This is a genomic window from Pseudomonas sp. PS01297, assembly GCF_029959305.1.
In the GTDB taxonomy this organism is placed as follows: Bacteria; Pseudomonadota; Gammaproteobacteria; order Pseudomonadales; family Pseudomonadaceae; genus Aquipseudomonas; species Aquipseudomonas helleri.
In genome coordinates, this window is sequence record NZ_JASCPQ010000032.1 from 15750 (window position 1) to 35883 (window position 20134).

Consider the following 20134-nt stretch of genomic DNA (forward strand, 5'->3'; position numbering starts at 1 on the left):
CTTGGGTAACAAGTAGCTTTCAATAGCTGAATTAAACGGAGTGCGCGTTATGGAAAAAACAATAAGAGTTGCTGATCAGGGCGATATCGACACCATTTTTGATATTCGAACCCGTGTTCAGGAAAACCATTTGTCACGTGAGCAATTGGCAGACATCGGCGTGACGCCAGACGCGATCCGTGAAGCTATTGCCCTGGCGCCCTGCATTTGGGTTGCCGAGGTCGATGGCATCCCTGTCGGGTTTTCCATGGCTGATCTGCAAGACGCGTGTGTGTTTGCCGCCTTCGTTCTGCCGGACTACGAGGGGCTTGGTCTGGGTCGCCTGTTGATGGCGAAAGCGGAGACTTTTCTGTTTGAACAGCACTCCACGATATGGCTGGAAACCGCTGAAGCCAGCCGCGCCAATGGCTTTTATCGAGCACTTGGCTGGCAGCCTGTGAAGAGCCTGCCCGAGGGTGATATCCGCTTTGAAAAGAGCATCCCAGCTCTTCGTAGCAGTTGACGAGCACCGCGAGGCTACGTCGCAGGTTCAACTGACGCACCGCAGAGCATGGTTTTACGACTGCTGCGCAGCCGGACGTAGCCTCGCAAAGCTCGTCAACTGCTACGGGTATGTCTTCATCGGTTTTAAGGCCGTGTTGTCAATTTGCCAAGTGGTTCAAGCAATCGTCGATTGCTCTGCATTCAGAGCGCCGAAAACTTTTTTTTGTGATCTTGGCCCTCTAAAATGGCGACCTTGAATCGCTGATAGACATCGGTCTTTTGGATACCTGAGGGGCAGCACCTGCTATGACTACTACTTCAAAACCTCTGATCGTTATCACGGGTGCGAGCTCCGGGATCGGTCTGGCAACCGCACGTCTGCTCTCGAGCGAAGGCCATCCATTGCTGCTGCTGGCCCGCCGGCTGGAACCCATGCTGTCGCTGCAATTGCCCAATACGCTGGTCTTGTCGGTAGACGTGACCGACCGCGAGGCGGTGGTTAACGCGGTGAAACAGGCCGAAGAACAATTCGGCCCGGTGGATGCCATCGTCAACAATGCGGGCGTGATGCTGCTGGGCAGCATGAGCCAACAGAACCCGTCTCAGTGGGACACGATGCTCGACGTCAACGTACGCGGCCTGCTCAACGGCGTACTGGCCGTGGCAAGCGGCATGGTTGCGCGCAAGCACGGCACCATCATCAACATCGGTTCGGTGGCCGGGCATAAAACCTTTCCGAATCATGCCGTCTACGTGGGCACCAAATTTGCGGTCCACGGCTTGTCCGAAAACCTGCGTGAAGAACTCTCTCCAAGCAACGTGCGGGTCGTGACCATCGCGCCAGGCGCAGTAGAAACCGAGCTGCTGGGCCACACCACAGACGAAAGCATCAAGGACGGCTATCAAGAGTGGAAGCAAGGCATGGGCGGTGTTGTTCTGTCGCCGGAAGATGTCGCCAGAGCCATCAGCTACGCCTATTCGCAGCCTCAAGGCGTGTGTATTCGCGAAATCGTCATTGCGCCAACCCGTCAGGAACCTTGAGTCCCTGTTAACGTTTGCCAGCAAGCTGCGCCCATCGCCGAAGCGGTGGGTTGGGAGTGACCACCATGAGTGATCGCCAGATCATCGTTCCAGACACCATGAAATTGCTGGCTGAGCGCGCCGGTTACGCGCCTGCGGTCAAAGTCGGCACAACCCTGTATTGCGCAGGTCAGGTCGGGCGTACAGCGGATTTACGGGTGATAGAAGACCCTGAACAACAGTTTCTGGCCGCCTGGGAAAACCTTCGTCAGGTGCTCGCAGCCGGTGGCTGTGGTTTCGAGGATGTGGTCGAAATGACCACCTATCACATCGACATGAGCCAGCACATGCCGTTGTTCAGGCAGGTGAAAGACAGCCTGTTCCCCCGCAACACCTGCGCATGGACCTGTATTGGCGTCAGTGAATTGGCCAAGCCCGGTTTACTGGTGGAGATCAAGTGCATCGCCGTGCAGCGATCAGCGTCTGCGAGGGACTAAGCGCAGCTTTCACGGTGCCGTTCATGCTATAAACAGCGCCCTAAAAAAAAGGAGCTGCAGGTTATGGATATCAAATGCTCGGTGTTTATCGCCGCCAGCGTAGACGGTTTTATCGCTCGGGAAGATGGCGATATTGAGTGGCTGCACTCGCCTGAGTATGACTGCCCTGCGTTGAATGGCCTCAGCTACGAAGACTTTATGAACAGCATCGATGCGCTGGTCATGGGGCGTAAAACCTTGGACAAGGTGCTGTCATTTCCTGAATGGCCTTATGCGAATAAAGCGGTCATCGTGCTGTCCCGTCAAGGCGTGAGCCTGCCTGAACCCTTGCAAGGCAAGGTTGAAGTATTGGCTGGCGAGCCGGCCGATATCGTGGCGCAATTGGCGGCTCGTGGTATGAAGCATCTGTACATCGACGGTGGGCAGACCGTTCAGGCTTTTCTTGCGGCGGGCCTGATCAATGAGCTCGTCATCACCCGCATTCCTGTGCTGCTGGGCCGGGGTATCCCCTTGTTTGGCCCGCTGGGCGCCGAACAGAAACTACGCCTGATCGACTCGTCGATGTCCGATAACGGCTTTGTGCAAAGTCGCTATCAAGTGCTTTGAGTGCCTTTTATTGTCAGCCCCCAGAACACCAGCGCTGCCAGACTGACGCTGGCGCCCAGTGCGCAAACGCCCGTCCACCCATACAGCGTGTAGAGGGTGGTCGAGGCGAGTGCGCCGAGGCCACTGCCCACGGCATAAAACAGCATGTAGCAGCCAACGACCCGGCTGTGCGCGCCCGTACTGGTACTAAAAATCATGCTCTGATTGGTGACATGAATGGCCTGGGCGCCGAGGTCCAGCGCCACCACGCCAAGCACCAGCCACAGGATGGACCAAGGCGTGAGCGCAAGCATCAGCCAGGCCAGTATCAGCAGCGCCAGTGATAAACCGGTGGTCCATTGACCCAGCCCTTTGTCAGCCAATACGCCTGCACGTGCCGCCGCTAAAGCACCGGCCACACCGACCAGACCAAAAGTGCCGATGGTGGTATGCGAAAAGGAGTAGAGAGGGCTCGTCAGCAGAAATACCAGCGCGCTCCAGAAGATGCTCAGCACCGCAAATATAAACAGCGCAAGCATGCCGCGGATTTGCAGGACGCGATCGTTTTTCAATAGCGTGAACATTGAAAACACTAGCTTCGGGTAGGGCATGGGGGGCGTAGAAGGACGCTGCGAAACCAGTGATCTGCAAAGCGTAACCGCCAGCGCCAGCATCACCAGCGCCGCGCCCAGATACACCCAGCGCCAACCGGCTATGTCAGCGACCAATCCGGCGGCCAGCCGTGACAGCAAAAGACCAATAACGACCCCGCCCTGAACTGTCCCTACCACGCGCCCGCGCTCCTGCGGCAAACAGGCCGTCGCGGCATAGGCAATCAGGCCTTGGGTCATGGCCGTGCCCATAAGACCGATGGCCAGCATGCTGACTAACATCACCATCGGGGAGTGCGTCATGCCTACACAGAACAGTGCGCCGATCAGGGCGACAATCTGCATCAACATCAAGGAACGGCGGTCCATTTGGTCGCCCAGCGGTACAATCAGCAGCAACGCGAGTACGCTGCCGACCTGAGTAGCAGTGATAACTCCGCCAACCGCAGCCTGGCTAATGGCAAAATCGGTGGCCACTTGATCCAGTAACGGTTGGGCATAATAGACGTTAGCGACGCTCAACCCGCTCGCGCAGGCAAATAGCCCCACCAGGCTGCGCGGCATGGGCGTATTCGCGGGTTCAGGCGTCAGGGGGCGGGTGGACAGGCATTGATCAATGGGCATAGTCGAACCTTTGGTTAATCAAGTCTCAAAAAAAGACTGATTTGATTCTAGGTCTGTCAGTCTTAAAATGAAACTGCTTTTTTGATTCGATCTGATGTCCGACACACACCAAGGAACCGGCATGAGCAAAACCCACAACCTTTCAGCGCAAACCTGCCCCGTGGCACGAACGGTCGACTTGATTGGAGATCGCTGGTCATTGTTGATCGTGCGGGACGCCTTCGATGGCGTGCGCCGATTTGGCGATTTTCAAAGTGGCCTGGGGGTGGCCCGCAGTGTTCTGACCCAGCGCCTCAAGGCGCTGGTTGAAGCGGATATTTTGCAGGTGCGTCCGGCGTCCGATGGCACGTCGTATCAGGAGTACGTGCTGACAGCCAAAGGCGAGAGCCTGTTCACCTTGGTGGTGGCGCTGCGCCAATGGGGGGAGCAGCACCTGTTCGAGCCGCACGAAGCCCATTCACGACTGCTGGATACCGTGACACAGCAACCGCTGCCGCTCATGCAGCCAGTGGCGGCAGATGGTCGGGTGATTGCTGCGGAGCACACCCGGGTCGATAAAGAGGTGTTGTAAATGCGTTTTACCGCTTGATCGCCTGCGCCGCCTGGGCCAGGCGCTGTGTAGCGCTGCGGATTTCCTCCTGGTTGAGCGAGGCGAAGCCCAGGCGCAGGGCGTTTTCAGGGTGACCAGCGGGTGAAAACTGGCGAGCGTTGCGTATGACCAGATCCAGCTCCAGGGCTTTTTCAACCAATAGGTTAACGTCGACTGAGTCAACGAACCTGACCCACAACGCCAGTCCTCCTTCCGGTTCCTGCACAGATATCTGCTCGGCAAAAGCCTCCTGTAGACAACTGAGTAGCGTGTCCCGGCGCTGGCGGTATTCTCTGGAGACCCGCCGCAGATGCTTCTTCAGTTCGCCGTCATTGATCAAGTCCGCCAGCATCCGCTGCATGACGGCATCGCCCTGGCCCAAGGTCACCGCAGCGGTGCGCTCAAGGGCCTGGATGAGGTTCGGCGGAGCAACGATGTAGCTGCAACGAAACGTGCTGCCCAGCGATTTGGACAGCGAGCCGATGTAGATCACATGACGCTGCGCGCTGTCGCTGGCCAGAGGTAAATAGGGGCGCCCGGCAAAGTGGTACTCATGGTCATAGTCTTCTTCGATGATGCAGAAATCATGCAGTCGGGCCAGTTCCAGGAGTTGCTGACGACGCCCGGCACGCAGGCTGACGGTGGTAGGGAACTGGTGGTGAGGGGTGAGATAGACCATCCGCACGCTGTGCAGCCGGCACAAGTCTGCGAGCTGATCGACTCGGCAACCTTCGTCATCCAGGTCCACGGTGACCAATCGCACGCCCAACTGGCGGAAAATTTCCCAGGCCGGTGGATAGCTCAGGCGTTCGACCACCACCACATCGCCGGGTTTTAGCATCACGCTGGCGGTCAGATACAGCGACATCTGTACGCCTTGGGTCAAGCAAATCTGCTGCGCGTCCACCGCCAGGCCGCGATTATGGCGCAGCATTTCGGCCAGGGCCTTGCGCAGGTACTGGCTGCTGCTCTGGCTGCCATGGCGCACGGTGTTGGTGATGAAGCTGTTGCGCAAAGCGTTGCGGTAGTAACGGTGCAGCACTGCTTGGGGCAGCAAGCGATGGTCAGAGGCGCCATTATCGAAAAACAGTGCCCCGGCCTGATGTTGCAGCGCGATGACTTGCTCGCCCGGGTCGAAATAGATCGCGGCCGGGGTTGGCTTGAGCGCCAGGGCAAATGACGCGGGGGCACTGGGGGCCGCAACTTTTCCTGGCGCCAGTTGCGTGCTGACGAACGTGCCGCGACGTTGAAGGCTGACCAACCAGCCTTTGGTCACTGCCTCTTCGTAGGCAAGGATCACTGTCTTGCGATTAACGTCCAGCAGGCGTGCCATTTCCCGCGTACCGGGCAGCAGCGTTCCGGGGCGCAGACGGCCTTCGACAATCGCGCTCACTAACCCTTCGATGATCTTTCTGTATGACGCTTGCGGCTGCGCGCCATCGAGTTTAAGCAGCGGGCGCCATTTGCGAAGCTGGACCATATGAATTATCCAAAACTGGAGGTTCTTGGGGGCCTAGTCTAACGCAACAATCGAACCTCAATTGCCCTGAGGTGTTTATGCAGAACCGCCATGTCGTAGAGCTGTTGCCCTCGGGCAAATCCTTTCAAGCCGCCGATCAAGTACTCCTCGACTGCATGCTCGCCAGCGGTCTCGCGGTGCCGTTTTCTTGCAGGCGCGGTGCATGCGGGTCGTGCAAGGTCAAGGTGGTTTCAGGTCACTACCGCGCAAAGCAGCTCGCGCCAGACGCGCCAGCCCCTTGCTACCCGCTGGCGGCGGACGAGATGTTGCTGTGCCAGAGCCATGCCTGTAGCGACATGCGCCTGGAAATACCCGGTTGGTCGTTGGACACGCCGGCGCGGGACGTCAGCGCACGGGTGATCAGCAAGCGGGCACTGAGTGTGGATATCGTCGAACTGGTTGTGCTGCCCGCTCAACCCCTTGAGGTACGCGCCGGCCAGTACCTCAGATTTCGCCTCGATGATGGCGATAGCCGCTGTTTTTCCGTGGCCAATCTGCCTGCACAGGACCAGGGTCAGTGTGTGTTTCATATTCGTCAGGTCAGGGGCGGCGTGTTTTCCGAGGGTATTCTGGCAGCCCTGCAAGTGGGCGATGTGCTCACCCTGGAAGGCCCTGTCGGCGCGTGCACCTGGCAGCATGAGGATGAGCGCCCGATTGTGTTGTTCGCCACCGGGACCGGGTATGCCGGCATCAAGCCGATGCTGCTAATGGCGTTGGACCGTGATGCCGAAGTTACCTTGTATTGGGGTAGTTCAGCGCCACAAGACTTCTACGATGCTGAGTTTCTGGATGAGGCCAGCCGCGCCCATCCACGTTTTAAGTGGCATCGGGTGCTGTCGGCAGATGCCCGCGTACAGAAGGTCGCGCAGGCGCAGCCGCACAACTGGGCCGATAGCCAGATCTATGCCTGTGGCAATAACGCGATGATCAATCAGGTGCGTGAAACCTGCCTGGCTTCGGGTGTGCAGGCCCATCGGTTTGTCGCTGAAGCCTTCGTTCCCAGCGGTGCATTACCGCCAGCTTCATCACCGAAGGCATTGGACCCGGTGCTGGAAAAAGTCGGCCCACGCTACTCACTGGATGGCATGCTCGCTGCCCGTGAGCAAACGGTACGGGCATTGGCTGCCATCGCCGAGCAATTGCAAGTCGGCATGACCACGGCACAAGCCCTCGACATGGCCAGCCAAACCCTGCAGAGCATGGGGGCGTCGCACACCTGGCACCCTACTTATATTCGCTTTGGCGATGACACCATCCGCACTCCGCGCCAAGGCATTGACCCACAGCGCACGCTGCGCGCCACCGACATCGCGGTCGTCGACCTTGGCCCGGTGTGGGACGGCTATGAAGGGGATTATGGCGACACGTTCGTCTTCGGTGAGCACCGGCTGTATGAGGACTGCGTCAAGGCGTTGCACCAAGTGTTCGACGAAACCCGCGACGCCTGGCACCGCGGGCTAACCGGGCGCGAACTCTATGACTTTGCAGAGCAAAGCGCCCACACCAAAGGCTGGCGCCTTGAACGCAACCTGGCCGGGCACCGCATTGCCGACTTCCCACATGCCTTGTTCGGGCAGGACAAGCTGGCAGAGATCGAGATCGTCCCGAGCGAAATGGTCTGGGTACTGGAAATACAGTTGTGTCACCCCACAGAACCGGTCGGGGCGTTTTTTGAAGACATCCTGATTGGATGTGATCATTTAAGCTGTAGATGACTTCTTATGGTCGTCTCTATTGCCCCGGCATTTTGGACGAACTCTGACAATGGAAATTCCAATCTGACAGCTTTGAGCTTTGGCGATACAACCTCCATTTGGCCTGCAGTGCCGACTGGATAAATGGCTGCCTCCCATTCAGTCTTGAGATCCTCTTTTGCTTCTTCTGTGGGCCAGTAAAGATAGACCAGCAGCAGGGGCTCCGAATTAACCATGACGACTGGATCAGGTTGGCCTTTCTTGCTGGCCTGGGTCAAGGCAGGATCGAGTTGTAATTGGAACTCCAATACCAAATCAGAGATTTGCATATGAGGTCCGTCTTGGCGCAAGAACACGAACAATGGCGCACTCATCGGAAGAAGGTCCCAGCTCCACTGTTTCCCCGGGTAAGTGTAGCGCCCAGCCGGGCGAGAGAAGAGGTTGCTCTGCCAGTACCAAAAACTCGTGTCTAACGACTGCGCTAGGCTCTCAAACGCTGGAAGCATGCGTTGATAAAAGCCCGCGGCCAAGCGGTGGGCCTTCTGTACTTGTGTGACCAACATTAACGATTCTTCGTGAGAAATATCCATGGCGTATCATCCTTTTCAAATTCAATGGCTAGCGAGATCAAGGGACTCCACTGTGTGCTCTTTGGTGGCTTCCTGAGCAGGTCAAGGGCAGCATCTGCTCCGCTATCCCTGCATAGAGGTAGTAGAGTTGCAAAAGGTTCGGGACGGTCTTTCAGGCCATACAGGCGGAATGCTTCCATCCAGTCAGCGACTATACGATTGTCACGTGCATCCCGGGACTGCGATACCTCGCTCAATCCATCTTTGAGCGCCTGCCACTCTTGAGTCACCACACGCAAATCAATGTTTGAAAGTGCGGACTCAAGCTCAGCAGCATCGGATTTCCAAGTGGGTACGTTACGCCCAAGGGCTAGAAATATGATTGCTTTACGCTCTTCGTTCTGGAGTTCTAGAGCCTGGATTTCTGCTCGCCACTGGCCTTTGTGCTGATCATTGCCAAAAGGCGGTTTTACCTCAACTAGCACAAGGTGTTTATCAAAATGCAGGACAACATCAGGTTCTACATAATGGCGGTCTTCTAAGCCTTTTAATCGGGGCCAGAACTGAATGTCCTGAAGCGCTCCCAAAGAGTCACTCAGTGGCCTGCCAACTAGCAGGGCCATGGCACAGGCTTGTGCAGGTTCACTGAGATAGTGAAGCCGACCAAAAAAAGCTGAAGTCAACAAGTCCTCACGCGCACGGAACAATTCCCGCCAACTGAGTACTTGCGCATCTATATCTACCCGACCGGCTTTCCCATGCAGAACTGCAGTTAGCATGCAATGCCTCCCAGATAAAGCGAACCGGACCTTCTATACGAAATCATCAGCATCACTCCTTGTGGTCCTCTTATGCATCATCGATTAACGTATGTGTGTTGCGTAACCACATCTACCGCGAAATTGCAGTCAGGTCTGTTTTATCCGTTAGCGTTGAATGTATTTACTCCGTCGACAACGCTCCGAGCAGTAGCGCACATCCTCCCAGCAGCGAGCCCATTTCTTGCGCCAGGTAAACAGAAGCCCGCAGGTGGCGCAGGTTTTGACGGGCAGCTCACTTTTTTTCACAACGAGTCACCGTTGTCCAGGGCAGTGAGCAACAACTGGCCGCGTTCCCACAGTGCCTGTTGTTTGGACTCAGGCATGCGGTCGAGGTTTTTGTAGATCATGCCCATACGCTGGTTGCTGCGCAGGCGGTCGCCGTGACGCATCAAGAAGTGCCAATACAGCGCGTTGAACGGGCAGGCGTCGTCTGTGGTGCTTTCGCTCACTTTGTAGGCGCAGCCACGGCAGTAGTCAGACATGCGCTTGATGTATTGGCCGCTCGCGCAATAGGGTTTGGAACCCAGATAGCCGCCATCGGCGTGCATGACCATACCCAGGGTGTTGGGCAGTTCCACCCAGTCGAAGGCGTCCATGTAGATGGCCAGATACCACTCGCAGATTGCGCTCGGGGCAATCCCGGCGAGCAGGGCGAAATTGCCGGTCACCATCAGCCGTTGGATGTGGTGAGCGTAGGCGTGCTCAAGGCTCTGGTTGATGGCCTGGCGCATGCAGTTCATCTGCGTGTTGCCTGTCCAGTAGAACTCTGGCAGCGGCCTCGTATTACCGAAAGCATTGCCGTGGGCATAGTCAGGCATCTTCAGCCAGTACACGCCCCGCACATACTCACGCCAGCCGATCAATTGCCGAATAAAACCTTCGGCAGCGTTGAGCGCAATATTGCCGGCCCAGTACGCCGACTCCACATCGCTGCACAGTTGGCGAAGATCCAGCAAGCCAATATTCAGCGCCGCGCTGATACGGGCGTGGAACAGAAAAGGCTCATCGCTGGCCATGGCGTCTTGATAGTCGCCAAAGGCTGCCAAACCCCAATCGAGGAAGTAATCCCAAAGCGCCTGAGCTTCTGCGTGAGTCACCGGATAGTCGAACGTGTCGAGAGCGCCATAGTGACCGGGGAAGTGCTTTGCGACTAACGCCAGCACCTCCTGGGTGATTGCATCCGGGGTAAAACGGACGGGCGAGGGAGGCCTGACTCCCTTGGGCAATGCCTTGCGGTTTTCGGCATCAAAGTTCCAGGCGCCGCCAACCGGGCTGCCGTCACCATTGAGCAACAACCGGCTCTTGCGGCGCATCTCGCGGTAAAAGAACTCCATGCGCAGCTGCTTTTTACCCTGAGCCCAGCGAGAGAACTCGGCACGTGAGCACAGAAAGCGATCATCGCCATGCCAATGTACAGCCAAGCCGCAGTCCTTGATGGATTGCTCCAGACGCCAGTCGCCGCACTCTGTCAGGTGGATTTCATGCGGTTGAAGCAGTGCCTGCCAACGGTGCAGTTCACTGGGTACTGAACCGGTATTGTCCGGATCATCCAGCTTTACGTACTGCACCTTGATGCCCCTCTGCTGCAAGGCTTCGGCAAAGTGGCGCATAGCGCTGAAAATCAGGGTGATTTTTTGCGGGTGATGGGGAACATGGCTGGCTTCCTCCATCACCTCGACCAGCAGCACTGTATCGCTTTCTTTATCCAGCCCCTGCAGAGAGGCCAGGTCGAAGGATAATTGGTCGCCCAGGACCAGGCATAACCGGCCAGGCTTGGCGTTACGGTCCGATGGCGGTGTGGCTCTCATCTGCAGAATGCACTCAAGGATAGTGAGTGCGAATTCTTGTACAAAACAAATAGTTTGTACAACTTTACTGTGAAAGCATCCCTCACTCAGCCGACCGTGGCGTGACGGCGTTGCCTTTAAGATCAAAAGATCGCGAGGCAAGCTCGCTCCTACGGATTGTATTGATCGTCGTAGCAGTTGCCGAGCTTGGCGAGGCTACGTCCAGGAAGAGTGAATGGGATATCGTGTCGATTCGCTCAACTCGCCAAGGACGCCCATGCTCAGTTCACTCATATCAAACGGTCAGCCTCAATCGCCAGACCAGTCAGATCTGATGGTCCCTTGGTGGAGCTTTACTAAAACAGTCCTGGCTGCGACGGCTCTGACGTTAGTACGTGACAGGCTGGTCAGCCTGGATGAGCCAATACTTGATCAGCCGTTCACATTACGCCAGCTACTGCGGCATGAGGCGGGCCTGGCTGATTATGGTGAACTTGTTGACTATCACACAGCCGTTAGCAACGGCGAACCAGCCTGGTCTGCTGATGAAATGATGCAACGCCTCGACGGTGCCCGACTTCGATACAGTCCCGGAACCGGTTGGCGGTATTCGAATGTGGGTTACTGGCTTATTGGCAGGCTAATTGAGCGCCTAACTGATCAGACACTTGAAGAAGCGGTGCTTCAACGGGTGCTTGCCCCTACGGATCTGTCAATCGTTCGCTTTGCCAAGACACACGCAGACCTGCAAGCATCCATTCTCGGAAGCGCCTCAACTTATGATCCCGCCTGGGTGTATCACGGTTTGTTAATCGGCCCTGTCTCGCATGCGGCGCTATTTCTGGACCGACTCTTCTGCACAGACTTGCTACCTACAGCCTTGCTTCAGGACATGCAGACAGCACGAATAGTCGGTGGCCCGATTCCAGGGCGACCCTGGATCACACCGGGCTATGGCCTGGGGGTGATGCAGGGAGCAATTGCGGGTGGATATACCCTCTGTGGGCACACAGGCAGCGGGCCTGGCAGTGTCATTGCTGTCTACCGTATAACCGATGGCGACACAGCGGCTTGTTGCGCTGCTTTTGAGCAAGGCGGGAGTGAGGGTGCTGTGGAAGCTGTTGTGGTTGAGCAACTGATGCAAGTTTTGCGGCAGGGGAGTTGAAGGCACGTGTTTCAGCAATCGCTGGACTCCGTAACCTGCACCCTCGATCCAGACACGCCGCTGTAGCATTCGCGCACCGACTATGGTGTGCTGTGCCCATTGAGCCCGGACATGATTTTTCGGGCTCATGCCTTCTCAGCACACAACCGATGAGGTCCGTCTCTTGAGCAATACACCGTACGTTCCGCCTAAAGTCTGGACAAACAACGCTCCGTCTGGCGGCCATTTTGCGAGTATCAATCGCCCGGTTGCCGGGCCCACGCATGATAAGGAACTGCCGGTCGGCAAGCATCCTTTGCAGTTGTATTCGCTGGCCACGCCAAATGGGGTGAAGGTAACGATTCTGCTGGAGGAGTTGCTGGCGGCGGGGTACTCCGGGGCTGAGTACGATGCCTGGTTGATCCGTATCGGCGAGGGTGATCAGTTCTCCAGCGGGTTTGTCGCGGTCAACCCGAACTCCAAGATTCCAGCTTTGTTGGACCGTAGCGTAGAGCCTGCTATTCGGGTGTTTGAGTCGGGTTCCATTTTGCTGTACCTGGCTGAAAAATTCGGCGCGTTTATCCCGACCGATCTTGCCGGGCGCACGGAAACCCTCAACTGGCTGTTTTGGCAGATGGGGGCGGCGCCTTATCTGGGCGGCGGCTTCGGGCATTTCTATGCCTATGCGCCAGAAAAGCTTGAGTACCCGATCAATCGCTTCACCATGGAGGTCAAGCGGCAACTGGATGTGCTGGACCGTCGTCTGGCTGAAAGCCCGTATCTGGCGGGCGACACCTATACCATCGCCGATATCGCGGTCTGGTCCTGGTACGGTCAACTGGTGCGCAACACGGTGTACTCGGCGGCTGAGTTCCTGTCGGCCCATGAATACACCCAGGTACAGCGCTGGGCTGAAGAAATTGCCAAGCGCCCGGCGGTGATTCGCGGCCTGCGGGTGAACCGGACGTGGGGCGATGAGGCCAGCCAGGTGCCTGAGCGGCATGAGGCGGCCGACCTGGATTAATCATCAGGCCAGCAGTTCAGTGATCCAGCGTATCTGTTGGGCGAGGTCTTGACGTTTTTGCTCGGGGATGGCGTGCCGTGCACGGGTGAGCTGGCTCAAGGTTTTTTGCCGCTCGCCCAGGATGCGCTGCCACTTGGCCAGGAACACCGGGCTACGGGCCTCTAAGTGCAATGGCCCGAAAAACAGTGCTTCGGCGCTGTAGGTCACGGGCCCGCTGCGTTCAGCGACGATGATTTCGTAGTAAAAGCGGTTTTCCTGCAGCACCTCTTCAGCGACGATGCGGTAGTGGTTGTCCATCAGCCATTGGCGCAGTGGTTGTTCGCCGCCATTGGGTTGCAGAATCAGGCGTTCCTCACCGCGCAGGTGCGCCTTGCCACTGTCGAGAATGTCGCGAATGGTCTCGCCACCCATGCCGCACAGGCTGACGGCGGTGATGCCGTCGGACGGTTCAATGGCTGCCAGGCCGTTGGCCAGGCGCACCGTAATCTGCTGTTCAAGCTGGTTCTCGCGCACGGTACGTTGTGCGGCATGGAAGGGTGTTAAGGCCACTTCACCTGCGACTGCCGCGCAGAGGGTGCCACGGTGTACGAGTGCCACCGGCAGATAACCATGATCCGAGCCAATATCTGCCAATCGCGCCCCTGTGGGCACGTGCGCCGCCACGCGCTCCAGGCGCATGGACAATGTGTGTTCGTTCAACTGCGGTTCCTTGTCAGCCCGAATGCGCGGCACTCATTTGAGTCCATCAAACGCTCGTTCTGGGCAAAAGGGCGATTTTGGCATATCGGGTCTGCGGTGTGGCGCTGACGACTAAATGGAACGTTGATTAACCCGTTGAGTGAGTGCTTCGGCTGATTCCTTGCGCTCCGAGTAGCGGTCCACCAGGTCAGGGCGTTCTCTGAGCAGAAGCGTGAACCTGACCAGTTCTTCCATCACGTCCACCACCCGGTCATACAGGGCAGAGGGTTGCATACGGTTGTGCTGATCAAACTCAAGGTAGGCCTTGGGGACTGACGACTGGTTCGGGATAGTGAACATCCGCATCCAGCGCCCCAGCACTCGCAGTTGGTTAACCACGTTGAATGATTGCGAGCCGCCACAGACCTGCATCACCGCCAGGGTTTTACCCTGGGTGGGGCGCACGGCTCCCAAGGCCAGAGGCACCCAGTCAATTTGCGCCTTGAACACCGCAGACATGGCGCCATGGCGTTCCGGTGAACACCAGACCTGGCCTTCAGACCACTGCATCAGTTCTAGCAGTTCCTGCACTTTTGGGTGATCGACGGGGGCGTCGTCCGGCAAAGGCAACCCGCTGGGGTTGAAAATCCGGGTTTCGGCGCCGAAGTGCTCCAGCAATCTGGCGGCTTCTTCAACCAGTAAGCGGCTGAACGAACGTTCGCGTGTTGAGCCGTATAACAGCAGGATTCGGGGTTTATGCACGTCGGCATCTACCAGCGTGCCGGTGGCCAATGAGGTGTCGAGATTAGGCAGTTGATCGGTCATGGGAGCTCCGGTTAGAGGGTGCTGATGCGGTCCAGGTGCTGCTTCAGGCTTGCACTGTCCAGCTGGGCAAAAGGCAGGGCCAGCAGGGCGCGGCAACGTTTTTCAATAAGCGCCAGGGTCGCGTCGAAAGCCGCTGAAATTGCTGCTTCATCGCCAACCACTTCTGATGGATCCTCAAGCCCCCAGTGGGCTTTGATCGCCGGGCCAAAGTACACAGGGCAGGCTTCGCCCGCTGCTTTGTCGCAGACGGTAATCACGATGTCGGGCGGGTTGCTTTCGAAGGCTTCATTGCCCTTGCTGCTCAAGCCCGCGATGCTGATACCGGCTTGTTGCAGTGTGCTCAAACTGCGCGGCAGAACCTGACCCTTGGGAAAGCTCCCGGCACTGAAGGCTTGAACGCCTCCAGGGGCGAGGTGGTTAAACATGGCCTCGGACAAAATGCTCCGACAGCTGTTGGCCGTGCACATAAACAGGATCCGCATAAAGTTGCTCACTGGTTGGGCAGAGGGTTAAAGGCTCAGGCGCAAGGCCAGGGCCGACAAGGTGATGAACAGAATCGGCAGGGTCAGAATCACGCCTGTCTTGAAGTAGTAACCCCAAGTGATGCGAATGCCTTTGCGCTGCAAAACGTGCAGCCACAACAGGGTTGCCAGGCTGCCGATAGGGGTTATTTTCGGGCCCAGATCGGCGCCGATGACGTTGGCATAGATCATGGCTTCACGCATGACACCGCTGGCCTCACTGGCGTGGATCGACAGGGCGCCAATCAATACGGCAGGCAAGTTGTTCATGACCGATGACAGAAACGCCGAGAGAAACCCCGTGCCCAGCGTGACCAGCCACAGATTGGAGTCGAGCAGATAATTAAGGGCCAGGGTCAGGTCGTGTGTCAGGCCAGCGTTTTTCAACCCGTAGACCACCAGGTACATACCCAGTGAGAAAAGAACGATTTGCCAAGGCGCTTCGCGGATCACGCGGCGGGTCGAAATGATATGACCGCGGGCAGCAACAGCCAGCAAAATAATGGCGCACACCGCAGCGATGGCGCTGATGGGAATGCCCATGGGTTCCAGCACAAACAGCCCCGCCAGCAACAGAGTCAGCACCCCCCAGCCTGCGCGAAAGGTCATGACGTCGCGCACGGCCAGCCGTGGTGCTTGCAAGTCGTCCTGTGAATAGCTGTGCGGGATGTCGCGGCGGTAAAACCCATAGAGCACCGCGAGGGTGGCGGCGACTGCCACCAGGTTGACCGGCACCATGATCGAGGCGTACGCGCTATAACTCAGCCCGAAGTAGTCCGCCGAAACGATATTCACCAGGTTTGAGACCACCAGAGGCAAGCTGGCGGTATCGGCAATAAACCCGGCGGCCATGACAAACGCCAGGGTAGAGGCGGGTGAAAAGCGTAAAGCGAGCAGTATCGATATCACGATGGGCGTGAGGATAAGGGCCGCACCGTCATTGGCAAACAGGGCCGACACGGCGGCACCCAACAGCACGGTAAAAGCAAAAAGGCGGCGGCCCTTGCCTTTGGCCAGGCGCGCTACATGCAGAGCCGCCCACTGAAAAAAGCCGGCTTCATCCAGTAGCAGGCTGATGATAATGACCGCGATAAAGGTGGCCGTGGCATTCCAGATAATGCCCCAGACCAGAGGGATATCATCCAGCTTCACAACCCCAGTGATCAGGGCCAGTGCTGCGCCCAACGTGGCACTCCAGCCGATGCCCAGACCTCTGGGTTGCCAGATGACCAAGACCAGCGTGAACAAAAAAATGGCGGAGGCGGTGAGCATAAGCGTCTCGTCCTTTGATCAGCAGCACGCTGTTGTGTTGAGCGGGCGGCCATCCATGGTGCTGAGGCGGCGAGTGTTTGACGCAAGCCACTCGGAATTGGCAGTCAGGGTGGTTTCCAGTACTTCACGCACCCAGGCGGGGAGTTGCGGGTTCAAGCGGTAATACACCCATTGACCCTGGCGACGATCAAGCAGCAAGCCGCAACTGCGCAATTGAGCGAGGTGCCGGGATATTTTCGGCTGGCTGTCGTCCAGAGCACAGACCAGCTCGCACACGCATAGCTCGCCTTCACGGGTGATCAGCAAGGTGGCTCTGGCCCGGGTTTCGTCGGCCAGGCATTTGAAAATGGCGGCTGGATTAAGCATGGGTTTGCCTCTGTATATATGTTTATCCGAATATACGTTTATCCATATGTATCGAGCAACCCTAAATTTAATAGACACCTGTAGTCGCTGTCGAGGTACGAGGCTGCGATGGGTTGCGAAGCGACTCCGGATGGCGGTCCTGTGGCCCTGCAGCCCGCAACGCAGCCTCGTACCTCGGCAGCGACTACAAGAAAACGGGTGTGAGGTCTCAGGCCTGCACCGCTTCACCGACATAGTTCGCGCGCGGCCGGATCAGTTGGCCTGTGGCTTTTTGTTCCAGCGCATGCGCTATCCAACCGACGGAGCGCGCCAGGGCAAAGAGGATGACGGGCGCATCAGGTGGCAAGGCATAGGTGTCGGCCAATGCCGATAACACAAAGTCGATATTGGGTTTTTCTCCCGAGATGTCTTCGCCGGCTTCGCTGATAGCCTGATACACCGGCGTCAACGTGAACTGCTGCATCAGGGCTGCTGCACGCGCATCGCCATGGGGGTAAAGCGGGTGGCCAAAGGCGGGCAGTGTGTCACCGCGCTGTAAATGATCGCGCACGCTTTCAACCACACCGTGTTGTTCGGCGCGGGTCTTTAATGCGCGCACGCCTTTGACGGCAGAGCCATGCAGCGGCCCGGTCAGTGCGCTTAAGCCCGCCACCAGGCTGGCGGGTATGGATGCACCGGTCGATATCGCAACGCGCACTGCAAATGCCGAAGCGTTGAGTTCATGGTCGGCAAGCAGTACCAAGGTGCGGCGCAGGATGTCTTCTGCGTCAGGCACGTCCCAAGCCAGAGCCAGGCGACGATGCAGCGGCATGTCTGCTGTGGCTGAGTCTTCCAGCATGGCAGCGGTGATGATGTTGATCAGGCCCATGGCTTCCTCCACCAGCACGGGTGCAGCACGTCCGCGCGAGGGCAGTGCGCTATCGATGCAGGGAACCAGCACTTGCATGGCGCGGGCCAAAGGGGAAGTCAGACGCGGGTAAGCGTCGGCCTGGTGTGCCGGTGCCGTAAAGCTCACCGCTGGCACTTGCCACAACAGGCACGCGATGTGTTCCAGCGACTGCGTGTGTGACAGGGCTACCGCCTCTTGGCCGCGATACCACAAGCGGTTGTTGTCCACGGTTGAAATCGACGATGACAACACCGGCTCGCCCCAGGCAATCGCCTGCGCGGCCACCGCCGCCACACTGCGCCGTCCGGTCTGCCGGGAAGCCATGCGTTTGACGTCTTCGGCCAGGTACAGGCTGCGCCGCGAATCAGTTGGATCAGGCTTGGCGCGGATCCGCCCGCGACTGACATTGGCGTACAGCGTTTGTGGCTGCACCTGCAATAAAGCCAGCGCTTGTTGTGCGGTCAACCATGCCATTGAGCACCTCATATTGATCATTTGCATCAAGATTGACGTCAATCTTAGCGCGCCTATAGTCGCTTGCATCAACGTCACGTGAGACCACAGTCCATGACCAAACCCGACATGTTGCATGCTGTATGGACCGCATTGGGCGGCGATCTCGATGATTGCAGCTGTGTCACGCTAACTACCGCAGGCGCTTTGCCCTCGGCTTACCCGGTGACCGAGCTGGCCAGTGCATCCATGGCCGCCGTGGCCTTGTCGATTGCCAGGCTGCGTGCGTTGGGCACTGGCAAGCCAGTTGAGCCGGTGCAGGTCGACCGGCGGCTGGCCTCGATCTGGTTTGGGACATCATTGCGTCCGTTGGGTTGGCAAACCCCAGCCATGTGGGACCCCGTTGCAGGTGACTACAAGGCCAAAGATGGCTGGATTCGTTTGCACACCAATGCCCCGCATCACAGTTTGGCTGCAGAGCGGGTGTTGGGTGCGCAAGTCGATAAAGCCTCCATGGGCAAGGCCGTAGCGCAATGGACCACCCAAGCGCTTGAAACGGCAATCGTGCAGGCTGGAGGCTGCGCGGCGCACATGAACGCGTCCGGACAATGGGCATTGCATCCGCAAGGTCGTGCGGTCGCGCAAGAGCCGTTGGTTCACCTGCAGCGCCGAGCCGCGCCAAGTACCCCGGTGCAACCCATTGATCCTTCACGCCCGCTTGCAGGTATCAAAGTGCTGGATTTGACCCGGGTTCTGGCTGGACCTATCGCCACACGGTGCCTGGCGGCTTATGGCGCACAAGTGTTGCGTATCGACTCGCCGGACTGGAATGAGCCCGGCATCGTGCCGGAGGTGACGCCGGGCAAACGCCTGGTACGGCTCGACTTGCGTGATACGGCTGCTTTGGCAACCGTCAAAACGTTGCTGGCGTCGGCCGATGTGATCGTTCACGGTTACCGCGCCGATGCCCTGGAAAACCTCGGGCTGGGCAGCGCGGTCAGGCAGCAGATCAACCCACGGCTGATCGACATCAGCCTCAATGCCTATGGCTGGACTGGGCCGTGGCGCAATCGGCGCGGTTTTGACAGTCTGGTACAAATGAGCAGCGGCATCGCCGATACCGGGATGCAACACGCGCAAGCCGATAAACCGGTGCCATTACCTGTTCAGGCACTGGATCATGCCACGGGCTACCTGATGGCTGCTGCCGCCATTATCGGGATTACCGAGCGGCTGCAATCGGGCACGGTACTACAAGCTCGGTTGTCCTTGGCGCGGACCGCGCAGTTGTTGCAAGAGCATCGTTCGCACATCACTGAGCCAGCCTTCGCAGAGGAAACCGATGCCGATAAAGACTCGGCCATCGAGCACACCGCCTGGGGCGAGGCGCAACGCATCCAATGGCCTGTTCAGATCGCAGGCTGCCCGGCCTGGTGGGCATTACCGGCCCATGAACTCGGCTCTGACACTGCGCAGTGGTAGCCAAATAACACTATGATGAACCTCTTTTCACGACAGGCGGGAGGTTCTCATGAGTGCTAACGGCAACGATCGGCAGATCGACAATATCGAATTCAATGTGGGTGATATCAGCCGCAGCAAAGCCTTCTATGGCAGTGCATTCGGCTGGACATTCGTCGATTACGGTCCTGCGTACACAGAGTTCACTGATGGCCGCTTGACGGGTGGTTTCACCACGGGTGAACCGGTGCGGCCTGGCGGCCCATTAGTGATTGTGTACGCTGACGATCTTGAGGCCACTCAGGCACGCATCAAAAGCTTGGGCGCCGTGATCAGCCGTGAGACCTTTTCTTTCCCTGGTGGGCGCCGCTTTCATTTTGTCGATCCTGACGGTTATGAACTGGCGGTTTGGACACGCCAGGAGTAAATTTCACTCTCGCGGTCTACTCGGCTAACTGGACAGTACGTGTTCGGGCGACCGGCCTGCTTCTTTTAACTGATATGATTCAAGCGCTTACAAACCGAGTGACCCAAGATGAATCGTCGTAAAAAGATCCAGCAGCTTTTAAAGGCACATGCCAAGAAGGCCAGTGCCAAATTGGCACCGAAGAAAAAGTCCACTTACGTTAGCAAGGCTGATCGATTGAAGTTGGCGACTGAATCGGCAGAGGCCTCAACCGTTGTATCTGAAAGCTGATTGAT

23 protein-coding genes are annotated in these 20134 nt (G+C 57.7%); 11 read left to right on the forward strand and 12 right to left on the reverse strand.

Annotated elements, in window-relative coordinates; all coding sequences use genetic code 11:
- Positions 1 to 49 precede the first annotated feature (49 nt).
- The 4 genes from QMX84_RS11795 to QMX84_RS11810 all read left to right on the forward strand — a co-directional run bounded on the left by QMX84_RS11795 (position 50) and on the right by QMX84_RS11810 (position 2606).
- Positions 50 to 502, forward strand: a complete 453-nt coding sequence (locus QMX84_RS11795; RefSeq protein ID WP_262124601.1) for a GNAT family N-acetyltransferase — start codon at positions 50 to 52, stop codon at positions 500 to 502.
- 287 nt (positions 503 to 789) lie between these two features.
- Positions 790 to 1524: an SDR family oxidoreductase gene (locus QMX84_RS11800; RefSeq protein ID WP_262124603.1), complete on the forward strand. Its 735-nt coding sequence runs from the start codon at positions 790 to 792 to the stop codon at positions 1522 to 1524.
- A 65-nt stretch (positions 1525 to 1589) separates the two neighbouring features.
- Positions 1590 to 2000, forward strand: coding sequence for a RidA family protein (locus QMX84_RS11805; RefSeq protein ID WP_262124604.1), 411 nt, complete (start codon positions 1590 to 1592; stop codon positions 1998 to 2000).
- 63 nt (positions 2001 to 2063) lie between these two features.
- Positions 2064 to 2606 (forward strand): dihydrofolate reductase family protein, encoded by a 543-nt coding sequence (locus QMX84_RS11810; RefSeq protein ID WP_153335434.1) that lies wholly within the window; start codon positions 2064 to 2066, stop codon positions 2604 to 2606.
- Here the strand turns inward: QMX84_RS11810 and QMX84_RS11815 are convergent.
- On the reverse strand, positions 2594 to 3820 hold the full coding sequence (locus tag QMX84_RS11815; protein WP_262124605.1) for an MFS transporter: 1227 nt from the start codon (positions 3818 to 3820) through the stop codon (positions 2594 to 2596). The two genes, QMX84_RS11810 and QMX84_RS11815, sit on opposite strands and share 13 nt — an antisense overlap.
- 121 nt (positions 3821 to 3941) lie before the next feature.
- Here QMX84_RS11815 and QMX84_RS11820 point away from each other — a divergent pair, with 121 nt between their 5' ends.
- Entirely contained in the window at positions 3942 to 4391 is a 450-nt protein-coding gene (locus QMX84_RS11820; RefSeq protein WP_262124607.1) for a helix-turn-helix domain-containing protein, read from the forward strand.
- A gap of 7 nt (positions 4392 to 4398) precedes the next feature.
- Here QMX84_RS11820 and QMX84_RS11825 read toward each other — a convergent pair whose 3' ends face one another.
- Positions 4399 to 5889, reverse strand: a complete 1491-nt coding sequence (locus QMX84_RS11825) for a PLP-dependent aminotransferase family protein (protein ID WP_262124609.1) — start codon at positions 5887 to 5889, stop codon at positions 4399 to 4401.
- Between the two features lie 77 nt (positions 5890 to 5966).
- On the opposite strand from QMX84_RS11825, the gene QMX84_RS11830 reads away from it, so the two are divergent.
- A complete protein-coding gene (locus QMX84_RS11830) occupies positions 5967 to 7643 on the forward strand; it encodes an NAD(P)H dependent flavin oxidoreductase family protein (RefSeq protein WP_282363861.1) in 1677 nt (558 codons plus the stop codon).
- Here QMX84_RS11830 and QMX84_RS11835 read toward each other — a convergent pair.
- The 4 genes from QMX84_RS11835 to QMX84_RS11850 form a co-directional block, all read right to left on the reverse strand.
- Positions 7625 to 8212: a hypothetical protein gene (locus QMX84_RS11835; protein ID WP_282363862.1), complete on the reverse strand. Its 588-nt coding sequence runs from the start codon at positions 8210 to 8212 to the stop codon at positions 7625 to 7627. The two genes, QMX84_RS11830 and QMX84_RS11835, sit on opposite strands and share 19 nt — an antisense overlap.
- Positions 8185 to 8970 carry a hypothetical protein gene (locus QMX84_RS11840; protein WP_282363863.1) on the reverse strand — a complete coding sequence of 262 codons (786 nt, stop codon included), beginning with the start codon at positions 8968 to 8970 and terminating at the stop codon, positions 8185 to 8187. Before QMX84_RS11840 ends, QMX84_RS11835 begins: the two co-directional genes overlap by 28 nt.
- A gap of 147 nt (positions 8971 to 9117) precedes the next feature.
- Entirely contained in the window at positions 9118 to 9258 is a 141-nt protein-coding gene (locus QMX84_RS11845) for a DUF2256 domain-containing protein (RefSeq protein ID WP_282363864.1), read from the reverse strand.
- On the reverse strand, positions 9255 to 10820 hold the full coding sequence (locus tag QMX84_RS11850; protein ID WP_282363865.1) for a cryptochrome/photolyase family protein: 1566 nt from the start codon (positions 10818 to 10820) through the stop codon (positions 9255 to 9257). Before QMX84_RS11850 ends, QMX84_RS11845 begins: the two co-directional genes overlap by 4 nt.
- A 256-nt stretch (positions 10821 to 11076) precedes the next feature.
- Here QMX84_RS11850 and QMX84_RS11855 point away from each other — a divergent pair, with 256 nt between their 5' ends.
- Entirely contained in the window at positions 11077 to 11964 is an 888-nt protein-coding gene (locus QMX84_RS11855) for a serine hydrolase domain-containing protein (RefSeq protein WP_282363866.1), read from the forward strand.
- Positions 11965 to 12127: 163 nt separating this feature from the next.
- Positions 12128 to 12967, forward strand: coding sequence for a glutathione-dependent disulfide-bond oxidoreductase (gene yghU / locus QMX84_RS11860; protein WP_282363867.1), 840 nt, complete (start codon positions 12128 to 12130; stop codon positions 12965 to 12967).
- Positions 12968 to 12970: 3 nt separating this feature from the next.
- Here yghU and QMX84_RS11865 read toward each other — a convergent pair whose 3' ends face one another.
- The 6 genes from QMX84_RS11865 to QMX84_RS11890 all read right to left on the reverse strand — a co-directional run bounded on the left by QMX84_RS11865 (position 12971) and on the right by QMX84_RS11890 (position 17992).
- On the reverse strand, positions 12971 to 13666 hold the full coding sequence (locus QMX84_RS11865) for a tRNA (adenine(22)-N(1))-methyltransferase TrmK (protein ID WP_282363868.1): 696 nt from the start codon (positions 13664 to 13666) through the stop codon (positions 12971 to 12973).
- Between the two features lie 111 nt (positions 13667 to 13777).
- Positions 13778 to 14470, reverse strand: coding sequence for an arsenical resistance protein ArsH (gene arsH / locus QMX84_RS11870; RefSeq protein WP_153330229.1), 693 nt, complete (start codon positions 14468 to 14470; stop codon positions 13778 to 13780).
- Between the two features lie 11 nt (positions 14471 to 14481).
- Positions 14482 to 14952 (reverse strand): arsenate reductase ArsC, encoded by a 471-nt coding sequence (locus QMX84_RS11875; RefSeq protein WP_153330228.1) that lies wholly within the window; start codon positions 14950 to 14952, stop codon positions 14482 to 14484.
- A gap of 27 nt (positions 14953 to 14979) precedes the next feature.
- Positions 14980 to 16263: an arsenic transporter gene (locus QMX84_RS11880; RefSeq protein WP_282363869.1), complete on the reverse strand. Its 1284-nt coding sequence runs from the start codon at positions 16261 to 16263 to the stop codon at positions 14980 to 14982.
- 18 nt (positions 16264 to 16281) lie between these two features.
- Positions 16282 to 16629, reverse strand: a complete 348-nt coding sequence (locus QMX84_RS11885; protein WP_282363870.1) for a metalloregulator ArsR/SmtB family transcription factor — start codon at positions 16627 to 16629, stop codon at positions 16282 to 16284.
- A gap of 208 nt (positions 16630 to 16837) precedes the next feature.
- Positions 16838 to 17992: a citrate synthase gene (locus tag QMX84_RS11890; RefSeq protein WP_282363871.1), complete on the reverse strand. Its 1155-nt coding sequence runs from the start codon at positions 17990 to 17992 to the stop codon at positions 16838 to 16840.
- Positions 17993 to 18085: 93 nt separating this feature from the next.
- Here QMX84_RS11890 and QMX84_RS11895 point away from each other — a divergent pair, with 93 nt between their 5' ends.
- From QMX84_RS11895 to QMX84_RS11905, 3 genes are all read left to right on the forward strand, one after another.
- A complete protein-coding gene (locus tag QMX84_RS11895; protein ID WP_282363872.1) occupies positions 18086 to 19453 on the forward strand; it encodes a CoA transferase in 1368 nt (455 codons plus the stop codon).
- 49 nt (positions 19454 to 19502) lie between these two features.
- Positions 19503 to 19859 carry a VOC family protein gene (locus tag QMX84_RS11900; protein WP_153389723.1) on the forward strand — a complete coding sequence of 119 codons (357 nt, stop codon included), beginning with the start codon at positions 19503 to 19505 and terminating at the stop codon, positions 19857 to 19859.
- A gap of 108 nt (positions 19860 to 19967) precedes the next feature.
- Entirely contained in the window at positions 19968 to 20129 is a 162-nt protein-coding gene (locus QMX84_RS11905; protein ID WP_082148799.1) for a DUF2986 domain-containing protein, read from the forward strand.
- Positions 20130 to 20134 lie beyond the last annotated feature (5 nt).

Excerpts from the sequence above, each read along its gene's own strand:
- QMX84_RS11795 (WP_262124601.1), top strand. The coding sequence starts at position 50 with ATGGAAAAAACAATAAGAGTTGCTGATCAGGGCGATATCGACACCATT.
- QMX84_RS11800 (WP_262124603.1), top strand. The coding sequence starts at position 790 with ATGACTACTACTTCAAAACCTCTGATCGTTATCACGGGTGCGAGCTCC.
- QMX84_RS11805 (WP_262124604.1), top strand. The coding sequence starts at position 1,590 with ATGAGTGATCGCCAGATCATCGTTCCAGACACCATGAAATTGCTGGCT.
- QMX84_RS11810 (WP_153335434.1), top strand. The coding sequence starts at position 2,064 with ATGGATATCAAATGCTCGGTGTTTATCGCCGCCAGCGTAGACGGTTTT.
- QMX84_RS11815 (WP_262124605.1), bottom strand. The coding sequence starts at position 3,820 with ATGCCCATTGATCAATGCCTGTCCACCCGCCCCCTGACGCCTGAACCC.
- QMX84_RS11820 (WP_262124607.1), top strand. The coding sequence starts at position 3,942 with ATGAGCAAAACCCACAACCTTTCAGCGCAAACCTGCCCCGTGGCACGA.
- QMX84_RS11825 (WP_262124609.1), bottom strand. The coding sequence starts at position 5,889 with ATGGTCCAGCTTCGCAAATGGCGCCCGCTGCTTAAACTCGATGGCGCG.
- QMX84_RS11830 (WP_282363861.1), top strand. The coding sequence starts at position 5,967 with ATGCAGAACCGCCATGTCGTAGAGCTGTTGCCCTCGGGCAAATCCTTT.
- QMX84_RS11835 (WP_282363862.1), bottom strand. The coding sequence starts at position 8,212 with ATGGATATTTCTCACGAAGAATCGTTAATGTTGGTCACACAAGTACAG.
- QMX84_RS11840 (WP_282363863.1), bottom strand. The coding sequence starts at position 8,970 with ATGCTAACTGCAGTTCTGCATGGGAAAGCCGGTCGGGTAGATATAGAT.
- QMX84_RS11850 (WP_282363865.1), bottom strand. The coding sequence starts at position 10,820 with ATGAGAGCCACACCGCCATCGGACCGTAACGCCAAGCCTGGCCGGTTA.
- QMX84_RS11855 (WP_282363866.1), top strand. The coding sequence starts at position 11,077 with ATGCTCAGTTCACTCATATCAAACGGTCAGCCTCAATCGCCAGACCAG.
- arsH (WP_153330229.1), bottom strand. The coding sequence starts at position 14,470 with ATGACCGATCAACTGCCTAATCTCGACACCTCATTGGCCACCGGCACG.
- QMX84_RS11875 (WP_153330228.1), bottom strand. The coding sequence starts at position 14,952 with ATGCGGATCCTGTTTATGTGCACGGCCAACAGCTGTCGGAGCATTTTG.
- QMX84_RS11880 (WP_282363869.1), bottom strand. The coding sequence starts at position 16,263 with ATGCTCACCGCCTCCGCCATTTTTTTGTTCACGCTGGTCTTGGTCATC.
- QMX84_RS11885 (WP_282363870.1), bottom strand. The coding sequence starts at position 16,629 with ATGCTTAATCCAGCCGCCATTTTCAAATGCCTGGCCGACGAAACCCGG.
- QMX84_RS11890 (WP_282363871.1), bottom strand. The coding sequence starts at position 17,992 with ATGGCATGGTTGACCGCACAACAAGCGCTGGCTTTATTGCAGGTGCAG.
- QMX84_RS11895 (WP_282363872.1), top strand. The coding sequence starts at position 18,086 with ATGACCAAACCCGACATGTTGCATGCTGTATGGACCGCATTGGGCGGC.
- QMX84_RS11900 (WP_153389723.1), top strand. The coding sequence starts at position 19,503 with ATGAGTGCTAACGGCAACGATCGGCAGATCGACAATATCGAATTCAAT.
- QMX84_RS11905 (WP_082148799.1), top strand. The coding sequence starts at position 19,968 with ATGAATCGTCGTAAAAAGATCCAGCAGCTTTTAAAGGCACATGCCAAG.